Here is a 21,245-nt window from a genome sequence, read left to right on the forward strand (position 1 = left end):
TGCCGGTATGAAATCGCCTGTTGCAAGCCGTGGCTTTACCCTGATGGAAATGCTGGTGGTGCTCGTGTTGATGAGCATCGCTGTCGGCCTCGTGGGTTTCGGTCTGCAACAGGGGTTGAGCACTGCCAGTGAGCGTCGTGCGGTCGGTGACATGGTCGAGGCGTTGCGGGCCACGCGGGTCCGGGCCATTGTGACCGGTCAACCGGCACGCACCGAATTCGACCTGCGTCACCTGACCTTCAAGGCGCCGGGAAAGCGTGAACAGCACTGGCCCGCGCATTTGCAGGTGACGATGCAGACGGCGTCCGATCTCGGGTCGGCGGTGGAGTTTTACCCGGATGGCGGTTCCAGCGGCGGCAACCTGATGGTCGCTGACGGCGATCGTCGCTGGCGCATCGACATCGGCTGGCTCACCGGCAGCGTCCAGGTGCGTCCCCTTTAATGAAAGCGTCGCAGTCCGGGTTCACTCTGCTGGAGATGCTTGCCGCGCTGACCGTGATGGCGGTGTGCAGTGGCGTGCTGCTGGTGGCTTTCGGGCAGAGCGCACGCTCCCTGCAGCAGGTGTCGCACAGCGATCGTCTGAGTCACGCGGCGCGTACGGTGTTCGATCAGGAAAGCGGCGGTCCGCTTGAAAACGGAACGCGCAAGGGGCGGGTGGCGGGTATCGACTGGAATCTGGAAATCCGTCAGGTCTCGGGCGGTAACGACCAGACCAGGCTGTTTCGTCTGGACCTGACGCTGCTGGAGCATCAGCGGCGTGTGCAGTTCAGTACGCTACGGCTGCGCGGCGCCGTCACCGGTGCCGGGTCTTGAAGGGCGCTCAGCGAGGTTTCACCCTGCTGGAAGTCCTGCTGGTGATCAGTCTTCTGGGTGTGTTGCTGGTGTTGGTGGCCGGTGCCTTGCTGGGTGCCAATCGCGCGGTGCTCAAGGCTGAGCGCTATACCGTGGGACTGGATGAAATGCGCGCGGCACAGGCGTTTCTGCGCTCGTCCATCAGCCAGGCACTGCCGCTGGACACCTCCGCTGAAGATGACGCCAAGAGCGGTTTTTTCGAGGGCACGGCTCAGGATCTCAGGTTCGTGGCCACGCTGCCGGGCGAGTTGGGCGGAGGGATCCAGTTGCATACCCTCGGGCTGAAAGGGCCTGAGGGTGATCGTGATCTGCAGGTGGCGTTCTCCCGAATCAAAACCTCGGCCAATGGCATCACGCTTGAGCCCTGGGGTGAGCCGCAGGTGTTATTACACAACGTGCAGTCGTTGAATTTCAGTTACCGTGGCCTGACGCCGAAAGGCAAACCCACGGGATGGCTGAACGAATGGCCATGGCCGACGCGCCTGCCGGGTGCAGTGCGCATCGATGCGCAGGTCAAGGGCTCGATTCCCTGGGTCAGCGAAGTGGTCGCCCTGCGTCTGGACCTTTCGGGTGGGGCGGGCGGCCAGTGAAGGATTTTCACACGCGCCAGAAGGGCGTGGCGTTACTGGTGGTGCTGTGGGTTCTGGCGGTGTTGAGCCTGCTGCTGGGCGGACTGGCCGGGTGGGTGCAACTGGAAAGCCGTCAGGCGCTCTGGTTGCGCCAGAACACTCACGCGCTGCTGGCAGCGGAAGGCGGTTTGAACATGGCGGTGCAGGGTTTGCTGGACCCTGCACAGCGCAAACGCTGGGTGGCCGATGGACGGCCAGTGGCGTTGCGCATGGACGACACGCAGTTGCTGGTCAGCATTCGCAGCGAGCGTGGCAAGCTGGATCTCAACAGCGCGCCAGCGGCTGACATCGCCCGCTTGCTGCAGGCCTGCGGTGCGAATCGCAATCTGGCCAGCAGTATCGCCCAGACGGTAGAGGCGCAACGGGATGACGGTCAGGCACCACTGCGTGTGGTTGAAGAAATACGACAGTTGCCGGGCATGACTCAGGCGCTGTACACCCGGCTGTTGCCGGAAGTGACGTTATGGAGTGGGCTGGACCGGCCCGATCCCGCTTTTGCCTCGGCGCTGCTGCGCCGGGCGCTGAACTTGCCGAACCAGAGCGCGGTGGGAGCCGATGCCGGTGAGGTACTGGCCATCGACAGCCGCGCAGAACGACCGGGCGGCGTAGTCGCCCTGTTACAGACCATTGTGTTATTGAGCCCATCGGAGGGAGGCGCACAGCCCTATCGGGTATTGCGTTGGCAAGAATGAATGCATCCGTTTCAGCACGTCTGGCACCGGTGATCGCGCTACGCGACCGGGTCGTCCAGCAATGGCGTGGCAGTCTGGGGCAACAGGCCTGGCAATGGTGGAGCGCAGAACTGCGCGCCTGCCTGCCGCCGCGTGTCCGTCGATGGCTGGTTCGCGAAACCGTCGAACAGGTGTATGTCTGGCCGCTGGTTGAACCGGTTGCCGCAACCGGCGCCAATGCACAGAAGATCCTGTTGTTGCCCTCGTCTCTGGTGCTGGTGCAGAGCCTGCAACTGCCGGTCGCAGCGGCGCGCAATCTGTCGACAGTGGTCGGCTACGAGCTGGACCGCTTTACGCCCTTCGATGCCGGGCAGTTGTATTTTGTTGCCCGTCAGGAAAGTCGCAATGCAGGCTTCATTCAGGTCCGGCTGGTGGCCGTGCTGCGCAAGCGCCTGGATGCCATTCTGGAAGAATGCGCCGCGCTCGGCCTGCGTCCCGACACTGTGGATGTCGGCACGCCGGATAAACGCCTGGGTGTTGACCTGTTGCCAGCACCGCTGCGTCCGCAGCAATCGCATTCAGGCCATCGCCTGCAACGCTGGCTGCTGTGGATCTGCGCCGGGCTTTTGCTGGGCACCATGCTGCTGTGGCTCAACGACCGTCAGCAATTGCTGGAAGAGATGCAGGCCGAGGTCAAGGCGCAGAAAGCCCAGGTCAGCGAAGTGCAGCAGTTGCGTCAGCAACTGACCAACACCCGCGGCGCAGCCAATTACCTGCTGCGCCGCAAGGCTGCCCAACCGCCCCTGTCGGCGCTGCTCAGCGAACTGACTGCCTGCCTGCCGTCCGACACCTGGATCGACCATCTGGAAATCAGCGACAGCGCCGAGGTGGCCTTTGCCGGTCAGAGCGCCAAGGCCAGCGCGCTGATCGCCCGCGTCAAGGATTGCCGCAGCCTGGACAACGCCCAGTTTCAGGGTGTGATCCAGCCGGACAGCAAGACCGGCAAAGACCAGTACTCGTTGCGTGCGCACCTGCACCAGAGCCCGCCGCAGGATCAGTCCGAGCAGTCCGATCAATCAGATTCGCAGGAGAGCGCCGATGCGTCGTCCACTCAATAGCCGTGAGCGGCGGGGTGCGGCGCTGATCATTCTGGCGCTGGTCCTTTATCTGGCCTACTGGTTGCTGATCGACAGCTGGTTCGCCGGCCCTCTGCGTGACATCAGCGAACAGACCGAACAACTGCGCGAACAGCAGCAACGCTATGCCGGGTTGCTGAAACAGGGTGACAGCTTGCGCGAGCAACTGGAACAGGCCCGCAGTGACCCGGCCAGCAGCACCAGTCTGCTGCCGGGCGATGATCCTAGCGCAGTCGCCGCTGACCTGATGCAGCGTGTCGCCGACCTGATCAGCGATCAGGCCGATACCGGGGGTGGTTGCGCGTTGACCCAGCGCATGCCGATCACACCGGAGCAGGACAGCTCCGAGCCTTATCGGCAGGTGAAGGTCAGCCTGACACTGGAGTGCGCCATCGAGCCTCTGACGGCCATTCTGCATGCACTGGAATACCAGCGTCCGTTCCTGTTCGTCGATGAAATGAGCCTGCGTCGTGACACCGATGCACCCGCCACTGGCGGTGCGGGCAAGCTGGTGGTGCACCTGCTGGTACGCGGCTATCTGCAGCCGGCTTCTGCCGGGGAGGCCGAACAATGATCCGTTCATTGCGCCCTCTGGAGTTGGCTCTGCTCGGCATCACCGCCTTGCTGTCCGCGCTGGCGGCCCTGATTATCAGTGGCGCCGCGCATTCGCCGGGCTGGCTGCCCGAGCAGGCACCGCGCAACCCGGTTGACCGTGCGGCACAGACTCACACCGCGCCCACTGCGACGCTGGACAGTTTGGCCAATACCTGGGAAACCCCGCTGTTCAGCACCGACCGCAGTCCTGACAAGGCTGTGGGCAAGAGCGATGTGCAGGTCGCCAGCCTTTCCGGCCTGACGCTGACCGGTGTCGTTCTCGACGGTACGTTGCGCGTGGCGCTGCTCAAGCAGGCCAGCGGTCCGGCACTCAAAATGAAGCAGGGTGACAAGCTGGGCAACGGCTGGACCCTGGAACAGCTCGATCCGATGCAGGCCACCTTCAGCCTCGACGGCCGCACGCAGACCTTGCGCCTTCCTGCACCGCGTCTGCCGCCGCCGTCGACGACACCCCCGATTTCCCTTACCAACGATTCCACCCTGTGATGGGTACCTTTTCTGGAGTTTCCGCCATCGCTACCTTGCGCACCCCCTTGCTTTGTCTCGCCACCGCTGTCGCCCTTGGCGGCTGCGCGTCCCGGCAGGACACCCTCGACCCCGACAATGGCATGCTGCAGGAAGCGCTCCAGGGAACCGGTTCACAACGTCCGCCAGTGGATCCGCGCAGCGAACAGTTGCCGGTGCAGGCACAGCCTCAGTCGCCAACGGCCTCGCCGCAACGCCAGATCATTCAGGGCAACCAGCGGTTCATTCGCCAGCCTGCCGCGGCTCCCGCAGCGAAAGCCGGGGAGACGGGCGACATCGTCTTCAACTTCACCAACCAGCCGATTCAGGCGGTGATCAACAGCATCATGGGTGACCTGCTGCACGAGAACTACAGCATCGCCCAGGGTGTGAAGGGCGAGGTGAGCTTCTCGACGTCCAAGCCGGTCAACAAGCAGCAGGCGTTGTCGATTCTCGAAACCCTGCTGTCCTGGACCGACAACGCCATGATCAAGCAGGGCAACCGCTACGTGATCCTGCCGTCCAACCAGGCCGTTGCAGGCAAGCTGGTGCCGGAGATGCGCGTCGCTCAGCCGTCGGCCGGCATGTCGGCGCGGCTGTTCCCGCTGCGCTACATCTCCGCCAACGAAATGCAGAAACTGCTCAAGCCGTTTGCCCGGGAAAATGCCTTCCTGCTGGTTGATCCGGCGCGCAATGTGTTGAGCATGGCGGGCACACCGGAAGAGCTGGCCAACTATCAGGACACCATCGATACCTTCGACGTGGACTGGCTAAAGGGCATGTCGGTGGGCGTGTTCGGCCTGCAGCGAGCCTCGGTCGGCGAGCTGATGCCCGAGCTGCAGAAAATGTTCGGCCCCGACAGCGGCATGCCGCTGGCAGGCATGGTGCGTTTTCTGCCCATCGAGCGGACCAACTCGGTGGTTGCGATCTCCTCTCAGCCTGAGTACCTGCGCGAAGTCGGCGAGTGGATTCACACGATAGACGAAGGCGGAGGCAACGAGCCGCAGATGTACGTCTATGACGTGCGCAACATGAAGGCCACCGATCTGGCCAAATACCTGCGGCAGATCTACGGCACCGGCGCGATCAAGGAAGATTCGGCCGCCAAGGTCGCTCCCGGCCTGCGCACGACCAGTCTGTCGTCGCTCAACGGCACCGGCAGCAATGGCATGGGCAGTTCCAATGGCATGGGCAGCGGCGGCATCAGCAGCGGCGGTGGCATGGGCAACGGCATGAACGGCATGAGCAACAGTGGAGGTGGTTTCGGCAACAGCCAGGGCATGAACAGTCAGAACGGTACCAACGGCGAATCCGGTGAAGAGCAGGATGGCGCAGAATCCGATGCGGCCGGTGAAGAGGGGGGCGGTTCGGCTGGTAATAGCAAATCCCTGGACGCCAGCACCCGCATCACCGCGCAGAAGAGCAGCAACCAGTTGCTGGTTCGCACGCGTCCTGCGCAATGGAAGGAAATCGAGTCGGCGATCAAGCGCCTCGACAACCCGCCGCTGCAGGTGCAGATCGAGACACGGATTCTCGAAGTCAAACTGACCGGCGAGCTGGACATGGGCGTGCAATGGTACCTGGGCCGTCTGGCCGGGAACGCCGGGACTCCGGGCAACGTCACCAACACCGCAGGCAGTCAAAGCGCGCTGGGTGCAGGCGGCGCAGCGTTGGCAGCCAGCGACTCATTCTTCTATTCGTTCGTCAGCAACAACCTGCAGGTTGCCTTGCGTGCCCTGGAAAGCAACGGCCGCACTCAGGTGCTGTCGGCACCCTCGCTGGTGGTGATGAACAACCAGCAGGCGCAGATCCAGGTCGGCGATAACATTCCGATCAGCCAGACCACGGTCAACACCAATGCGTCCGCTACCACCTTGAGCAGCGTCGAGTACGTGCAGACCGGTGTCATCCTTGATGTGGTGCCGCGTATCAATCCGGGTGGTCTGGTTTATATGGATATCCAACAGCAGGTCAGCGATGCCGACACAGGCACCACCGACCTGAACGGCAACCCACGCATCTCCACGCGCTCGGTGGCGACGCAGGTGGCGGCGCAAAGTGGCCAGACCGTGCTGCTGGGCGGCTTGATCAAACAGGACAATGCCGAGACGACTAACCGTGTGCCGTTTCTGGGTCGTATTCCGGGTCTGAAATGGCTGTTCGGCAACAGCCTCAAATCCAGGGACCGCACCGAGCTGATCGTGCTGATCACTCCACGTGTGATCACCAGCAGCAGCCAGGCGCGTCAGGTTACCGATGACTACCGCCAGCAGATGCAATTGCTCAAGCCTGAAGCCTCGCGAGGCAGCCTGCAGAATTGAGGCTGTGTTAGTTTCTGTTTCATCGTCCACCGAAGACGCTGCCTGCGGGCAGCGTGCAACCAGAGGTCATTGACTGATGCTGAAATTTTTCGCCGCTTTGCTGTTTGTCTGTTCTGGACTGGTTCAGGCGCAAGACACGCTACACACGGATCTGCCGCTGGATTACCTGGCCCAGGCCACCACCGATACACCTGACAAACCGCTGGTGATTTTCATCCACGGCTACGGCAGTAATGCGGCCGACCTGTTCAGCCTCAAGGATCGCCTGCCTGCCGATTACAATTACCTGTCGGTTCAAGCCCCGGTCGAGCTGCAATCCGACAGCTACAAATGGTTTACCCGCAAGCCCGGCTCTGCCGAGTACGACGGCGTGACCGAAGAGCTTAAAAGCAGTACCGAGCGCCTCACGGCATTCATTCGCCAGGCGACAGCCACGTACAAGACTCAACCGGACAAGGTCTTTCTGATCGGTTTCAGTCAGGGCGCGATGATGAGTTACGAAGTTGCTCTGCGTCAGCCCGCGCTGGTGGGCGGCTTTGCGGCGTTGAGCGGGCGCTTGTTGCCGGTGGTGAAATCGGAAGTCAAACCCAGTGACGCACTCAAGCGTCTGAAGGTCTTCATCGGTCACGGCGAGGAAGATCCTCAAGTGTCCTACGCGAGTGGTCCTGATGCGGATTCTGCCTTGAAAGCGCTCGGGCTGAAGCCGGAGTTCCATGGCTATAAAGGGGTAGGGCACAGCCTGAGTGGCGCCGAAGTTGCCAACCTCGCCGAGTGGCTGGAAAGGTCGGCCCGCTGACAGGCCGCCCCTCCGGTTCGCCAGCTCTTCGACGTAGCGCTGTCGCGCAGCAAACTCAGTGGGAGCGGACTTGTCCGCGAAAAGGCCAGTACATCCGACGAATATTCATCGCCTGAAATACAGTATTCGCGGACAAACGGAACGCCGCCCGGTCCGCTCCCACAAAATCGCGTTTCTTCAGTAAGTTACAGGTAGTTTGATAAGAGGCGGCTTGCCGGCGATCTGCCGGGCACCGACAGCAACCTCCCTGACGCGCTGCAGGGGATGCAACCAGTACCCAATGATCAGTTGACCTTCACATCCTTGAACTTGAGCACGTTTTCCTTGCTCTCGCGGTCACGGAACGTGAGCTTGAGCGCGGGAGACAGTTTGAGTCGGCCCTTGGCTGCCTCGAAGGTCAGCGTTACGCGGGTCGGAACGTTACGAATCAGCTGGAATGAATCCCAGCGATCGAATTTTGTATCACCGACACGCATCTGGATCATGTTCAGCGCGCCGCCCGTTTCGTCGAACAGGCTGACCGGGTTCAGGAAGCGAAAGTCACGGTCCGGACTCTTGTTCAGCAACTCCAGCGTACAGGTCGGCGCCTGACCGTTTTGATCACACTCCAGCAGTTCCAGTGTCAGGTTATCGACGGTCTCGGCACGCTTGCCGAACACATTGGCGTTGTCGTTTTCAACGAACAGTTTCTGACTGCGGGCAAACTCTACCGAGGGCTTGGCGTACTCGCCGCCCAGCTTGAAGAACACCCCGCAAAGGATCAGCGCCAGCAACAGCCAGACGCCCAGCTTCAGGAAACCGGGCAGTTTTCTGGCCATGATCGCGATGCCCAGTCCGCCGCACAGCGTCATGCTGGCGACGACGGTGATCAGGGTCTGCCAGTTGATCGAGTCGACGTTCAGGCCCAGCACGCTCGGGTCTGGGAAGAGGTAGGTAAAGATGCTCCACAGGACACCGATCATGCTGCCGATACCTAAGGATATCCTGGCAAAAATCGCTGAAATCTTGCGCGCGGCGGGTGAGGGAGCGGGTACGGGTGGTGCTGCGTCCATTGCTGTTTTGCCTTGTTCGAATGTCGAGAAATGCGTGCCGATGACAGATCAACTGCATGGCAGATAAAAAGGGCCTGGTCATGAGGCGCTTGTACAGTCCGTGTTCAATCGCGCTGCTGGAAGTGCGAACTTTTGATGCGGGAAAGAAACAGAAGGGCGATCGGACCATGCCGTCGCGGCGCGATTATCCGGTAATTCTCGTGCAAAGTGCAGCGTTGCTTCGCGCAATCAGCAAGATAGAGCGCTTCAGGCAGAAGTGCATGACTGGAAAGGACGCGGACAGACTGTTCTGTCCGCGAAAAAACTCTGCTGAACTCAGCCCTGACTGACCCGTGCGGCTCGCGGGCCGGATGAATCTTTCAGGAATGCCAGTAATGCAATCAGTGGCAGCGCTGTGCCAACGATCATCACCCAGGTCCATCCGCCATGATCGAACAGCGGGCTGGCTACTGCCGAACCGACTGCGCCGCCGAGAAAGATGCTGGTCATGTACAAAGCGTTGAGTCGGCTGCGACTGGCGGCGTCCAGTGCGTAGACGGTGCGCTGGCCCAGCACCATGCTGGTCTGCACGCAGTAATCGAGCACCACGCCGGTCACTGCCAGTCCGATAACGCTGTATACCGGGTGAATCAACCCCGGCAGGAAGCTGAGCGCGCCGAGCAGCAAAGCGCCCAGCGAAACGATCCGGGTGTGACCCGCGTCAGCCAGTCGGCCACTGATGGGCGCGGCAATGGCGCCGATGGCACCGATCAGCGCGAAAATGGCGATCTGGGTTTGCGACAGGCCGTGATTGCGCGACAGCTCAAGCGGCACGGCCGTCCAGAACAGGCTGAACGTCGCGAACATGCAGGCCTGATAGAACGCGCGCTGGCGCAGCACCGGCTGGGTGCGCAACAGGGTCCACAGCGAAAACAGCAACTGGCCATACGTGGCACGATGGTCAGGGACGCGTTTGGGCATGGTGGTCGCGAGGACGACGCTGATGCCGATCATCACCACAGCCGCCGAGCCGAACACCGCCCGCCAGCCGAAGTGATCGGCGACCAGACTCGAGATGGGCCTTGCCAGCAGAATACCCAGCAGCAGACCGCCCATGATCCCGCCGACCACGCGGCCCCGCGATTCCTCAGGGGCCAGATGCGCCGCCAGTGGGATCAGCATCTGCACCGACACCGAACTGAAGCCCACCAGTAGCGAGACCAGCAGAAACAGATTCGGCTGCTCGGCAAAGGCCGCGCCCAGCAGACTCAGCGTCGCAACTGCTGTGGTCAGCAGCATCAGCTTGCGGTTTTCCAGCAAGTCACCCAACGGCACCAGAAAGAACAGACCCAGCGCATAACCAATCTGCGTCAGCGACACGATCAGACTCGCCGCCGTGCTGGACAGGCCAATGTCCGGCGCGATCAGTTCGATGATCGGCTGGGCGTAGTAGATATTGGCGACGATAGCGCCGCAGCAGAACGCAAAAAGCATCACCAGACCACGGGTCATGGTGACGCTGCTGCGGGATGTTTGGGCGGAATGGGGCATCACGGGTCTCGCTCGTGCAATCGGGCTTCACGCACGCTTTACCGTGCGCGGGCCGTTCAGGATGGAATGCTGAGCAGGCTAATGGTTTTGGCCGCAATTAAGTAGGTACGCCGAGGTGATACAAGATATTTCTGTGAGTGATGATGGAATTGAATCAGCGGGTCAGACAGCCCTCATGTTCACGCCAGTAATGCCATAATGCGCTCCGTCACCACGCTCTGGATCAATCCCCTCAGGGACTTTCATGGAAATCAAAAGCTTCAGGCTTATCAATGTAGGTCGTTTCAGCGATCTGGAAGTTGCTTTGGCACCTACCGAACGGCATTCGTCGAAAGTGACAGTGTTAGTGGGTAACAACGGCGCGGGTAAGACCACGCTGCTCAAGTCTGTGGCTACTTCGTTGAGCTGGCTGGTAGCCCGGATCAAGAGTCCGAAGGGCAACGGCGCCCGGATCGATGAGGGGGCGGTACAGAATGGTACTGCCACGTCTGCGATCCATTTGAAAGTGAGCGACGAATCGACGCTGGATTCGATCATAGGCGGCTCGATTTTTAATTGGGAAATTACCGCTACTCGAAAAGGACGCAATGCGTCCTCCGCAACGATGCTCAGCGAGCTGAATATGCTGGCCGACGCCTATCGCTCGGAACTGACGGCGGAAGACGCTGCTTCACTCCCTCTTGTTGCCTTTTATCCAGTAGAGCGCTCGGTCATCGAGATCCCGCTCAAAATCCACGCCAGCCACACCTTCGATCAGCTTGATGGTTACGACAATGCACTGGCCCGAGGGGTCGATTTTCGTCGTTTTTTCGAATGGTTCAGAGAGCGTGAAGACAGTGAAAACGAAGCGGGACTGTCCGAAGAAGTTTTGAGCGAACTCTCCCGCAAGTTTGCTCCTGATACCCATATCTGGAAGGAGCTTTCCAGGCAGCACGCGTCATCCCGTGACCGGCAGTTGACCGCTGTCCGCTCTGCCGTCGAGGCCTTCATGCCTGACTTCAGCAAGCTGCGTGTCAAACGAAAGCCGCGTCTGCACATGGCTATCGATAAAGATGGCAAGACCTTGAATGTTGCACAACTGTCTCAGGGCGAGAAGTCCATGATGGCGTTGGTAGGTGATATCGCCCGGCGGCTCGCGATGATGAATCCGTCGCTGGAAAACCCTCTGCACGGCAACGGCGTTGTCCTGATCGATGAAGTCGATCTGCATTTGCACCCGAAATGGCAGCGCAGCCTGATAGAGCAGTTCACCACGACCTTTCCCAATTGCCAGTTTCTGATGACCACGCATTCCCCGCTGGTTATCAGCGACAGCAAGGATGTTCTGGTGTACGTGATGGACGATGGTGAACTGCGTGAGCAGGACAACCTTTATGGGCTGGACGCCAACCAGGTGCTATCGGGCGTGATGGATACGGATACTCGCAACCAGGCAGTACAGGCCTGTCTCGACGAAATACAGTTTCTTCTGTCAAGAGGCGAGCTTGATGAGGCTCGCACGATATATGGAATTCTGGCCAGCCAACTGCCCGCAGACCACATTGAATTGGCCAAGTCGTCTTTATTGATACGCAAGCTGGAATTACGCAGCGAGAAAGATTGAAAGGGAGTTTTGGAGGTTTTAGAGCATTGGAAGCTCAAGAACAAAGGGAAGCGATACGCAGATCTCGTTGGTCATGAAGCGATAAAGGATGCCATTCGAAAGGCCTGCGTGACTGAACAATATGGTCTGTGTGCCTATTGTTGCCGCAGGGTCATTGATGCCAGGGGTGGCAGCAACAGCGCTCACAACGAACATGTCGAAGCTCAGCGCTTGGCACCAGGGCGCACGCTTGATTTCCAGAATATGGTTGCCAGCTGCAATCAAGCCAATCAATGCGGCAACGCACATGCTCACCAGGCTTTGCCGTTGACGCCCTTGATGGCGGAGTGTGAAACCGAATTGCAATTCGAGCTTTCCGGGTTGGTAACAGGCACCAGTGATCGTGCGATCACGTCTATAAGAGCGCTTAACCTCGGAGACACGCGGCAGGCTAATCGGGGGCTTGTGGCTGAAAGGAAAACGATGATCGACAGTTTGATGTTCTCTTGTGGCATCGACCCTGCCGAATTGGCACTCGAGGACGACGACCTGCTGCAATTATTGCTCGACGACTTGTCACGCAGGGACGATCAACAACGGCTTCGGCCGTTCTCTCCCGTTCTTGCCAACGTGATACGTCGTTACCAACTCCTTCGTCGCGCCTAACGTCCCATCGGCCTGATCCCATAACAAACCAGATAAAGCGCAGGCAGAAAGAACAGCGTCAGCAAGGTCGCAACTGCGATGCCGCCGATCATGGCGATGGCCATCGGTCCCCAGAACACTTCGCGAGCAATGGGGATCATGCCCAGGCTGGCGGCGGCTGCTGTCAGCAGGATCGGGCGGCAACGGTGTTCGGTGGCCTTGATGACGGATGCCCAGGGGCTTTCGCCGGCGGCCATGAATTCGTCGATCTGGGTCACCAGAATCACAGAGTTGCGGATGATGATGCCGATCAGTGCGAGCACGCCGAGAATCGCCACGAAACCCAGCGGATACCCGGAAATAAGCAGCGCAGCGACAACGCCGATCAGCCCCAGCGGCACCACACTGACCACCAGCAGCAGTCTTTTCACGCTGTGCAACTGGATCATCAGAAAGCTCACCACCATCAGCAGCATCAGCGGCACGACCTTGAGAATCGGTCCCTGTGAACGGGCGCTGGCCTCGACTGCACCGCCAGTGGCCACCGAATAGCGCACGGGCAGACCTGCGCTGAACGCATCGACGTCAGGTTTTAGCTGTTTGACCAATGCCGCCGGTTGCAGCTTGCCGAGCACGCTGGCTTTCAGGGTGATGGTGGGCAGGCGGTCGCGGCGCCAGACCAGCGGTTGCTCCTGCTCATAACTGAGGGTGGCAAATGACAGCAGCGGTACGGTCGAGCCGTTCGGCGTCGGGATCTGCAGGCTGGCGAGGGTCTGGATCGAGCTGCGCTCATCACTTTCAGCGCGTCCCACCAGATCGATCAGGTAAGTGCTGTCGCGCAGCTGGGTGATGGTCGTGCCGCTGACCAGGCTGTTTAGAATCTGCGCGACGTCCTCGGAGGACAGGCCGAACTGACGCACCTTGTCTTGTGCGATGTCGATTTTCAGCACCTTGCCCGGTTCGTTCCAGTCGTAGATCACCTGGCCGATGTTGGGGTTGGTGTCGAGCAGGGCGGCTAGCGCCATGGCCTGGCTGCGGACCTGTTCGATGTCCGGTCCGCTGACCCGGTATTGAACCGGCCAGCCCACGGGCGGCCCCATGTTCAGCGGCTGTACGTAACCGCCGACGCCCACATAATCATCGCGAAAGCGCTGGCGCAGACGCTCGATCAGCCGGTCGCGGGCTTCGCCACCATGGCTGACGATGACCATCTGGCCGTAGAACGGGTTGCTCAGTTGCTGGTCCAGCGGCAAATAAAAACGCACGGCGCCCTTGCCGACGTAGGAACTCCAGCGCAGCACATCCGGGTCGTCTTTGAGGGTGGACTCGAAGCGGTCCATGGTCTGGCGAGTGCCTTCGATCGAGCCGTTCTGCGGCATGTAGAAGTCCACCAGAATTTCCGGGCGGTCCGAGTCCGGGAAGAACTGGTTCTGCAGCAGCTTGCCGGCGAACAGCGAGCCGATGAAGATCAGCGTGGTGATGCCGATCACCCACCAACGGTGTTCCAGCGCCCTGACCAGCGCCCGGCTGAAACCCCGCATCCAGCGTCCCGGTGCCGCATGCACGGCGGAGACCTTGAGCAGGTGTACGCCGATCAGTGGCGCGAACAGCACCGCCACCAGCCACGACAGCAGCAGCGCCACCGCGATCACGGCGAACATGGTGAACACGTATTCGCCCGCCGAGCTATGGTTTAGACCGATCGGTACAAAACCCGCAACCGTGACCAGCGTACCGGTCAGCATGGGAAAGGCGGTCGAGGTATAGGCGAAGGTGGCGGCCTGTTCCCGGTTGTCGCCGTGCTCCAGGCGGGTCACCATCATCTCCACTGTGATCATCGCGTCATCCACCAGCAGTCCCAGGGCAATGATCAGGGCGCCGAGGGAAATGCGCTGCATGGTGATGCCGCTGTATTCCATGAAGACGAAGACCAGCGCCAGCACCAGCGGGATCGAGCAGGCGACTACCAGCCCGGCGCGGACGCCCAGGCTGATGAAGCTGACCACCAGCACGATCAGGATCGCTTCGAACAGGGCACGGGTGAAGCCGCCGATGGCTTTTTCGACCACGTCGGCCTGACTCGACACCAAGTGCACATCAATGCCCAGCGGCAGTTCGGTGGTCAGTTCTTCGATGCGTTGCTGCAACTGAGTGCCGAACGCCTGAATGTTGCCGCCCTGTTTCATGGCCACCGCCAGACCGATGGCAGGCTGACCGTTGAAGCGGAACAGGGAAGAAGGCGGGTCGGCGTAGCGCCGCTCGACCGTGGCCAGATCGCTGAGGCGGAAGAAGCGGTCGCCGAAGCGCAGGTTGACCGCCAGAAGGTCTTCCTCGCTGGTGAACTGGCCGCTGGCCCGGACGGCAATGCGCTCGGGGCCTGCTTCCATGACGCCCGCCGGTGTGACCGAGTTCTGGGCCTGCAGGCTTTGCAGCACCTGACGCTGGTCGATCCCCAGCGCAGCCAGTTTGCGAATGGAGAAATTCAGGTAGATGACTTCGCGCTGCGCACCCAGCAGTTCGATCTTGCCCAGATTGGGTACGCTGCGGATATCGGCCCGTACCTGCTCGACGTAATCGCGCAACTGGCGAAACGACAGGCCATCGGTCGTGAAGGCATAGATGCTGCCGAACACATCACCGAACTCGTCATTGAAGGCCGGACCCTGAATACCGGCGGGCAGTTCGCCGCGAACGTCGCTGATCTTCTTGCGCACCTGATACCAGGCCTCGGGAATGTCGGCGCTGCGGGTTTCGCTCTTGAGAAACACAAACAGGGTGGACTCACCGGCCAGCGTGTAGCTTTTCACGTAGTCGAGTGCGTCGATTTCCTCGAGCTTCTTCTCCAGGCGATCAGTCACCTGCTGCAGCGTGTCGTTCAGGGTCGCGCCAGGCCAGCGCGCCTGAATCACCATGGTCTTGATTGCGAAAGACGGGTCTTCCTCGCGACCCAGATTCAGGAACGACCAACTGCCCATCAGCAGCGAAACGAACATCATGTACCAGACCAGCGTGCGATGTTTGAGGCCCCAGGCCGACAGATTGAAGCGCTCCCTCACAAACCGACCTCTCATTGCACGCGAATTTTCTGTCCGGGCTGCATCGTGTTGACGCCCGCCGTGACGACCTTGTCGCCGACGTGCAACTCACCGCCGACCTGAACCGTTGAGCCATTGCGCGCCAATACCTGAATCTCCCGCGGACTCAGGGTCGATGTCAGCGGATCGATCACCCACACCTGCGCCTTGCCGCCGCGTTGCACGACAGCACTGTCAGGCAGTTGATGGGATACCGGCGCTGCGCCGCTGATCTCGACACTGATGGTCGAGCCGAGCCGAAACAGATCCGGTGTGTCGTTCAGGGCCAGCCGCACCCGCTGAGTGCGTGTGGTGGGATCGATTTGTGGGGACAGTTGACGAATCCTTGCCCCGACCGAAATCTGCTCGTTCAAGGGTGACAACACCCGGATCTGTACAGAGTCGGCCAGTGAGGCAACCAGACCGACCGGCAGATCGACCACCGCTTCGCGGCTTTCCGGACGCGCCAGGCTGACCACGGGTTCTCCGGCAGTCATCACCTGACCCACCTCGGCACGCCAATCGGTCACCAGACCGTCGAATTCTGCCAGCAGGCGTGTGTAGGACAGGTGATCGCGGGCCTGCTGCAAGGCAATCCCGGCCCGTTGCTGCAGCGCCTCCTGATTGCGCAGGTCGCTGCTCAGTTGATCAAGCCGCGCCCTTGAGCCGACGCCGCGCTCGAACAATTGCTGATAGCGCAATTGTTCGTCACGAACCTGCTGCCATGAAGACTGTGCCTTGCTGAGTTCCGCCTGCCGCGCATGCAGCTGATTCTGCTGCTCGCTGGGCTCCAGCGTGGCCAGCAGATCGCCCTTGCGCACGGCCTTGCCGACTTCTGCCTGACGGGTAGCGATACGTCCGGCGACGCGAAACCCCAGCGGTACTTCGTACTGCGGTTGAATGCTGCCCGCGAAGCGGCCATGCAAGGCGTTGTGCGGCTCGACAATTTCAGTGAACAGCACTGGCCGCTCGACTGCTTCGCGGACCGGTTTATCGCGGCAGCCGGGCAGGGCGATCAGCACTGCGCAGGCCAGCCAGCTGCAGGCCAGGATTCTAGGCTGGCGGCAGTTGACGCTCATCGCCGTCGTTCCGAGGCGGTGATCTCTGAGGTGGCGAGTGCAAGGCCATCCTGGTCGCGGGCCTGCCCGGCCACTTCGACCTTCTGCCCTGCGTAGAGAAATTGCAGACCCTGAGAGACAACCCGGTCGCCTTCGGACAGCCCTTCTGCGACGAGTACCTGACCCTGTTCGTAACGCAATACCCTGACTCGTTGCAGTGAGACTTGGGACTTGTCATCCACCCGCCAGACTGCGGGTTGCCCCTGTGTGCGTGTCAGCGCCGACCAGGGCAGGACGAAGGCGCGTTGCGCGCGATTGTCGAGGCGGGCGCTCACCACTGATCCGAGGCCCGGAGCATCGGAAGTCTCTGGCAGTGCGACTCGTACGCGTAGCGTGCCGCTGGTGGCGGAAACGATAGGGGTGATTTCGCGGATCCTGCCGATCAGCTCGATATCGGGCTGGCCCACCGGGCTTATCACGACCCTGTCGCCGATCCGGTCTGTGCCGAGCAGTGACTCATAGGCGGCGAACACCGCTTCGCGTTCGCCATCGTGCGCCAGGCTGAACACCGGCGCGGCGGCCTGCACCACCTGACCTTCCTCGGCCTGCCTGGCAGTGATCACGCCGTTGGCGACGGCAACCAGCTCGGTATAACCGACCTGCTCACGGGCAGTAGCCTGCTGCGCCTTGAACGACGCCAGATCACCACGAGCGCTTTCCAGACTGGAACGCGCCTGCTGGTATTCGCTGAGATTGGTGTAGCCCTTGGGTAGCAAACGCTGCTGGCGCTGATAATTCTGCTCGGCAAGACGCAGACGGGATTCTCTTACTGCCACGTCGGCACTGGCCGATTCAAGGCCCGTGCGCTGCTCGCGCGGGTCCAGTCTGGCCAACACCTGGTTGACGTGCACACGGTCACCTACGTCCACGAACCGTTTCACCAGCTTGCCCGACACTCGAAAGGACTGATCAGTGATTTTGCGTGCCTGGATATCGCCGCTGAGCACCACATGGGTGGCGATGTCCTGCGACTGAACCGTCTGGACCGTAACGCGGACCGGCACTTTTTCCGGGGCTTTGCCGGCAGAGCAGGCACCCAGTGAAAGTGTCAGTGCGAAGGTGCAGCTCAGGGTCAGCCAGCGCTGAAAAGGGGGAATGTGTGCCGGTCGGCGTTTTTCACACGCATGACCGAGCCGACGCACATCTTCTGCACAGAAAAACATCATCAATGAGTCGCCACTGCCCGGAAAAAGAAACGTTCATCCATGAACCACTGCGCCACGGGGCGTGGCGCGAGCGATCTCAGGCCATTGCGGTCGCGCTTGGCCATTCCTCGTTGCAGGCTGCTGTACCCAGAAAGGCGAGCACGTTGCGCTGCGAGTGGTGCCAGGCGGCCTTGCTTTCCAGGTCCAGAAAGTGCCCGGTATCGGGAACTACGTCGAACGTGCTGCGAGGGATGTAGTTGGCGAAAGTGCGTGCATCGTCAACAGTGGTGTATTCATCTTTCTCGCCGTTGACGAACAATACCGGGATCTTGATCGAGGAAAAACGCTCGACGTAGTTACTGGCGCTTAGTTGGCGAATCTGGCTGATGTGAAAGTCGATCTGGCCATATTCGTGCTCGGCAAGACTGATCAGATGCTTGTAGTTGTACAGCTTGAACAGACGCGGCAAGTACTTGCCGACCGTGTCGTTGAGCAGGGAGCCAATCTTGCGTTTTTCACGAGCGGCGAGGTACACCTGAGCCTTGTCGATGTAATCGAGCATGGGCTCGTTCAGCACAGGCGAGAACGAACTGATAATGGCTTTTTCGACCGAGGCCGGGCACTCCGACAGCGCCAGAAGGGCCGAAACACCGCCCCAGGACACGGAAAGCAGGTAGTTGACCTGAAAACGGTCAATGAGCTGAAGCAGGATGCCGACTTCGTCTTCCTTGGTCACGATCATGTCGTCGGCATTGTGTGCCCGCGACTGGCCGGAAAACGGAAGATCAAACAGGACAATGTTGTAGTGCGGTTGAAGGTACTTGACGGTCTGCCCAAAAGATCCCGTGGTCGACAATGCGCCGTTGACCAGCATGATGGTCTTTACATGGCTGCCTTTCCAGTAAGTTTCGGTGTAAACCTTGTAATCGCCCACGCTTAAAATAGTTGATTGTGCGCCCATAACAGCCTCCCAGCCGATGTCGATCCTACGAAATTTTATTCCAGCATTCTCTGCCTCGGCGACCATGCCAAAGCCCCGCCCGGTTCAGGGCGAAATCCGATGAGTTCTTGTTTTGGGTGCATCTTTAGTCCGTCTTGCGGTGACCATAGATAACGCAGTGTTGGTATACCGACAAGATGCTGACGCCACAAAAATGCCGATTGGTTCACGTTCTTCTATCGGGCCGCTGGGGGAATACTTGATAGCGAAACAGGGTTATTCGGGGAAAAGAGACAGATCAAGGCGGAAAAGCGGAACTATTGAAGGGAACTTGTGCGGGCTGAAACGGTCCAGTACAGCCTGTTTATGAAACATAATGTTACACTTTAGCGCTTGGCAACTCGCGTCAGATTATCATCGAAACGTCTGAAAGGCCTGTGCCAGAGGCGTTAACCTCGTCAAAAAGCAGGCACGAGTGGATGTTCGTGTCGTTTTTCTAGACCAGCGGACGTGCCGTGCGACAGGTCAGTTTCAGGCTAGCGCCGCCATATGGGCTGGTGCCGATCTGCAGCGTAAAACCGTGTAGGTTGACGATGGCCGCCACCACTGACAGGCCCAGACCGAAACCGCTGTGCTGATTGCCCGCTTCACTGCGGTAAAAGCGTTGAAACACGGCAGCCCGTTCAGTCACCGGAATTCCGGGGCCTGAATCCTGTATGTCGACGCAAGGGCTCTTGCCTTCCTTGTCCGCGTAGGCGCTGACCATGACTGTTCCGCCCGCTGGCGTGAACTTGATGGCATTGCTCAGCAGATTGGCCAGGGCTTCGAACAGCAAGGCGCGATCTCCGACGAGCGTCGGCAACGTGTCTTCCATCTTCAGGAGCAGGGTGATCTCGTCTTCTTCGGCCAACGGCAGGTAAAAGTCGTGGAGTTCCTGCAACAGTGGACGTAATTCAAGTTCGACAAAGGCAGAGCGCCTCTGCCGGTCTTCCAGTTCCGAGATGCGCAGCAGGCCGCGGAAGCGCGCCATCAGCGTATCCGCTTCACCGATCACTTGCGCAATCTGCAGCGCGCAGGGCGAGTCGTACTTGGCCTGCTGCTGGATGCGGTACAGCTGGGCACGCAGACGGGTCAGTGGCGTGCGAAGGTCATGGGCGATGTTGTCGCAGACGCCCTTGACCTCGTTCATGAGCTTTTCGATGCGGTCGAGCATCGCATTGACGATGACCGCCAGCATGTCCAGTTCGTCGCGTCTGCTGGAGACGGGCAGGCGTCCGGCCATGTCTCCGGCGATGATCGACTCTGCGCTGAGCTGGATGGCGCGGATACGCCGAAGAGGTCGTTGGCGCAGCAGGTGCCAACCGGCGACTCCGGGAATGATCGTCAACGAGATGCCCCAGAGCAGGGCGTGCAGAATCAGCGTGCTGACCGCGAACAGTGAACCGTTCTCGCGCACCAGCACCAGCCAGCGCCCGTCTACGGTGTGCGACACAATCGCGTCGCAGCTGTCCTTGGGCAGTCCCGGGTCTTCGGAGTCGATGCAACTGCTCAGTTCATGGATCTGACCGTCGATGGGCAGCACTTTGGGGATGTGCGTGATCGGCCCGGCGATGTGCCGGAACTGGTCATCGAACAGGCCGTAGGCGTCTACGGAGCGCGTGTCGAAGGTCATGCTGGTGGCCAGCGCGTCGATCAGCGCCTGCCCCTCGAAGCGCGTGAACAACTGCTGACGATGGGTCAGCGAACGACGTGCCAGACTGTCCAGGTAACCGTTGACCTCCCAGTACAGAACCCCCAACAGGATGGCGCTCCAGGCCACGAACAGTGTGCTGTAGAGCGCCAGCAACCTGCTGGAAGAGGAGCGCCAACCGTTAGACGGGTTCGGCAATGACATAACCTGAACCTCGCACGGTTTGTATCAGCGGTGCGATGCCAGGCTGGTCGATCTTTTTGCGAAGGCGACCGATGTGTACATCGATCAGGTTGGTGCCGGGGTCAAAGTGGTAACCCCAGACTTCCTGGAAAATCATCATGCGGGTGATGATCTGTCCGCTGTTGCGCATCAGAAACTCGAGCAGTTTGAATTCGGTCGGCAACAGCACAAGCGGCTCGCCACCACGACAGGCTTCACGGGTAATTAGGTTGAGCTCAAGGTCGGCCACCTGCAGAACGGTTTTTGCGGCGCTGACCGGATTGCTGCGACGCAGCAGCACTTCGACGCGTGCCGCCATTTCATCGGATGCAAACGGCTTGGGCAGGTAATCATCGCCTCCGGCCCGCAGGCCACGAACGCGCTCGTCCACGTCGGACAGCGCGCTGATCATGAGGATCGGCGTGGCGATGCCCTGGGCGCGTAGCTGGGTGACGATGGTCAGGCCATCGATCTCCGGCAGCATGCGGTCCAGGGTTATCAAGTCGTAGTCGCCATTCACTGCACGCGCCAGACCGTCACGGCCGTTGTCCACCCAGTCCACTTCAAGTCCGTGGCTGCTGAGCTCTGCGACGATTTCCTTTGCGGTGATGGCATCATCTTCGATTGCCAGAATTCGGGTCATGGTCCCTGCCTGAATAAGTACGTTCAAAGACCTAGTTTGCCCCTAAATGGCGGCGAAGTTCCTGAAAGAAAGTTTAATGA

General features: G+C 60.3%; 21 protein-coding genes. 13 read left to right on the forward strand and 8 right to left on the reverse strand.

The window, feature by feature from the left end; translation table 11 throughout:
- Positions 1-7: 7 nt before the first annotated feature.
- The 9 genes from AC0IXS_RS25605 (at position 8) to AC0IXS_RS25645 (ending at position 7,524) form a co-directional block, all read left to right on the forward strand.
- Positions 8-442 (forward strand): prepilin-type N-terminal cleavage/methylation domain-containing protein, encoded by a 435-nt coding sequence (locus AC0IXS_RS25605; RefSeq protein WP_004885188.1) that lies wholly within the window; start codon positions 8-10, stop codon positions 440-442.
- Positions 442-813 carry a prepilin-type N-terminal cleavage/methylation domain-containing protein gene (locus AC0IXS_RS25610; protein ID WP_025994876.1) on the forward strand — a complete coding sequence of 124 codons (372 nt, stop codon included), beginning with the start codon at positions 442-444 and terminating at the stop codon, positions 811-813. The genes AC0IXS_RS25605 and AC0IXS_RS25610 overlap by 1 nt, the downstream gene beginning before the upstream one ends.
- Positions 810-1,442: a prepilin-type N-terminal cleavage/methylation domain-containing protein gene (locus tag AC0IXS_RS25615; protein ID WP_004885190.1), complete on the forward strand. Its 633-nt coding sequence runs from the start codon at positions 810-812 to the stop codon at positions 1,440-1,442. Before AC0IXS_RS25610 ends, AC0IXS_RS25615 begins: the two co-directional genes overlap by 4 nt.
- Positions 1,439-2,173, forward strand: a complete 735-nt coding sequence (locus AC0IXS_RS25620; protein ID WP_122668982.1) for a type II secretion system protein GspK — start codon at positions 1,439-1,441, stop codon at positions 2,171-2,173. Before AC0IXS_RS25615 ends, AC0IXS_RS25620 begins: the two co-directional genes overlap by 4 nt.
- On the forward strand, positions 2,170-3,270 hold the full coding sequence (locus tag AC0IXS_RS25625; RefSeq protein ID WP_057411223.1) for a type II secretion system protein GspL: 1,101 nt from the start codon (positions 2,170-2,172) through the stop codon (positions 3,268-3,270). The genes AC0IXS_RS25620 and AC0IXS_RS25625 overlap by 4 nt, the downstream gene beginning before the upstream one ends.
- Positions 3,251-3,862: a type II secretion system protein GspM gene (gspM, locus tag AC0IXS_RS25630; RefSeq protein ID WP_057411224.1), complete on the forward strand. Its 612-nt coding sequence runs from the start codon at positions 3,251-3,253 to the stop codon at positions 3,860-3,862. Before AC0IXS_RS25625 ends, gspM begins: the two co-directional genes overlap by 20 nt.
- On the forward strand, positions 3,859-4,389 hold the full coding sequence (locus tag AC0IXS_RS25635; protein ID WP_471826018.1) for a hypothetical protein: 531 nt from the start codon (positions 3,859-3,861) through the stop codon (positions 4,387-4,389). Before gspM ends, AC0IXS_RS25635 begins: the two co-directional genes overlap by 4 nt.
- Complete coding sequence (gene gspD, locus AC0IXS_RS25640) at positions 4,389-6,728, forward strand: type II secretion system secretin GspD (protein ID WP_122668979.1); 2,340 nt, start codon at positions 4,389-4,391, stop codon at positions 6,726-6,728. Before AC0IXS_RS25635 ends, gspD begins: the two co-directional genes overlap by 1 nt.
- Before the next feature lie 76 nt (positions 6,729-6,804).
- Positions 6,805-7,524 carry an alpha/beta hydrolase gene (locus AC0IXS_RS25645; RefSeq protein ID WP_004885196.1) on the forward strand — a complete coding sequence of 240 codons (720 nt, stop codon included), beginning with the start codon at positions 6,805-6,807 and terminating at the stop codon, positions 7,522-7,524.
- Between the two features lie 284 nt (positions 7,525-7,808).
- Here the strand turns inward: AC0IXS_RS25645 and AC0IXS_RS25650 are convergent, their stop codons facing one another.
- Positions 7,809-8,474, reverse strand: a complete 666-nt coding sequence (locus tag AC0IXS_RS25650; protein WP_371306714.1) for a hypothetical protein — start codon at positions 8,472-8,474, stop codon at positions 7,809-7,811.
- A gap of 10 nt (positions 8,475-8,484) precedes the next feature.
- On the opposite strand from AC0IXS_RS25650, the gene AC0IXS_RS25655 reads away from it, so the two are divergent.
- Positions 8,485-8,643 (forward strand): hypothetical protein, encoded by a 159-nt coding sequence (locus tag AC0IXS_RS25655; RefSeq protein ID WP_235806216.1) that lies wholly within the window; start codon positions 8,485-8,487, stop codon positions 8,641-8,643.
- Entirely contained in the window at positions 8,633-8,905 is a 273-nt protein-coding gene (locus AC0IXS_RS25660; protein ID WP_122668977.1) for a hypothetical protein, read from the forward strand. The genes AC0IXS_RS25655 and AC0IXS_RS25660 overlap by 11 nt, the downstream gene beginning before the upstream one ends.
- Here the strand turns inward: AC0IXS_RS25660 and AC0IXS_RS25665 are convergent.
- Positions 8,892-10,067, reverse strand: a complete 1,176-nt coding sequence (locus tag AC0IXS_RS25665) for an MFS transporter (protein WP_449126107.1) — start codon at positions 10,065-10,067, stop codon at positions 8,892-8,894. The two genes, AC0IXS_RS25660 and AC0IXS_RS25665, sit on opposite strands and share 14 nt — an antisense overlap.
- A 283-nt stretch (positions 10,068-10,350) precedes the next feature.
- Here AC0IXS_RS25665 and AC0IXS_RS25670 point away from each other — a divergent pair, with 283 nt between their 5' ends.
- Positions 10,351-11,709, forward strand: a complete 1,359-nt coding sequence (locus AC0IXS_RS25670) for an AAA family ATPase (protein WP_449124012.1) — start codon at positions 10,351-10,353, stop codon at positions 11,707-11,709.
- 9 nt (positions 11,710-11,718) lie between these two features.
- Positions 11,719-12,354 (forward strand): HNH endonuclease family protein, encoded by a 636-nt coding sequence (locus AC0IXS_RS25675; protein ID WP_449121387.1) that lies wholly within the window; start codon positions 11,719-11,721, stop codon positions 12,352-12,354.
- Here the strand turns inward: AC0IXS_RS25675 and AC0IXS_RS25680 are convergent.
- From AC0IXS_RS25680 to AC0IXS_RS25705, 6 genes are all read right to left on the reverse strand, one after another.
- The gene (locus tag AC0IXS_RS25680; RefSeq protein WP_471826299.1) at positions 12,351-15,389 is read right to left on the reverse strand and encodes an efflux RND transporter permease subunit; all 3,039 of its coding nucleotides are present in this window, start codon (positions 15,387-15,389) and stop codon (positions 12,351-12,353) included. The genes AC0IXS_RS25675 and AC0IXS_RS25680 overlap by 4 nt on opposite strands.
- A gap of 11 nt (positions 15,390-15,400) precedes the next feature.
- The gene (locus AC0IXS_RS25685) at positions 15,401-16,486 is read right to left on the reverse strand and encodes an efflux RND transporter periplasmic adaptor subunit (protein WP_471826023.1); all 1,086 of its coding nucleotides are present in this window, start codon (positions 16,484-16,486) and stop codon (positions 15,401-15,403) included.
- Positions 16,483-17,691, reverse strand: a complete 1,209-nt coding sequence (locus AC0IXS_RS25690; protein WP_471826025.1) for an efflux RND transporter periplasmic adaptor subunit — start codon at positions 17,689-17,691, stop codon at positions 16,483-16,485. The genes AC0IXS_RS25685 and AC0IXS_RS25690 overlap by 4 nt, the downstream gene beginning before the upstream one ends.
- A 76-nt stretch (positions 17,692-17,767) precedes the next feature.
- Positions 17,768-18,697 (reverse strand): alpha/beta fold hydrolase, encoded by a 930-nt coding sequence (locus tag AC0IXS_RS25695; RefSeq protein WP_057408021.1) that lies wholly within the window; start codon positions 18,695-18,697, stop codon positions 17,768-17,770.
- Between the two features lie 409 nt (positions 18,698-19,106).
- Positions 19,107-20,504, reverse strand: coding sequence for a sensor histidine kinase (locus AC0IXS_RS25700; RefSeq protein ID WP_122613486.1), 1,398 nt, complete (start codon positions 20,502-20,504; stop codon positions 19,107-19,109).
- Positions 20,482-21,165: a response regulator transcription factor gene (locus AC0IXS_RS25705; protein ID WP_004885204.1), complete on the reverse strand. Its 684-nt coding sequence runs from the start codon at positions 21,163-21,165 to the stop codon at positions 20,482-20,484. The genes AC0IXS_RS25700 and AC0IXS_RS25705 overlap by 23 nt, the downstream gene beginning before the upstream one ends.
- Positions 21,166-21,245: the final 80 nt, after the last annotated feature.

It is taken from the genome of Pseudomonas sp. AC016 (assembly GCF_979253365.1).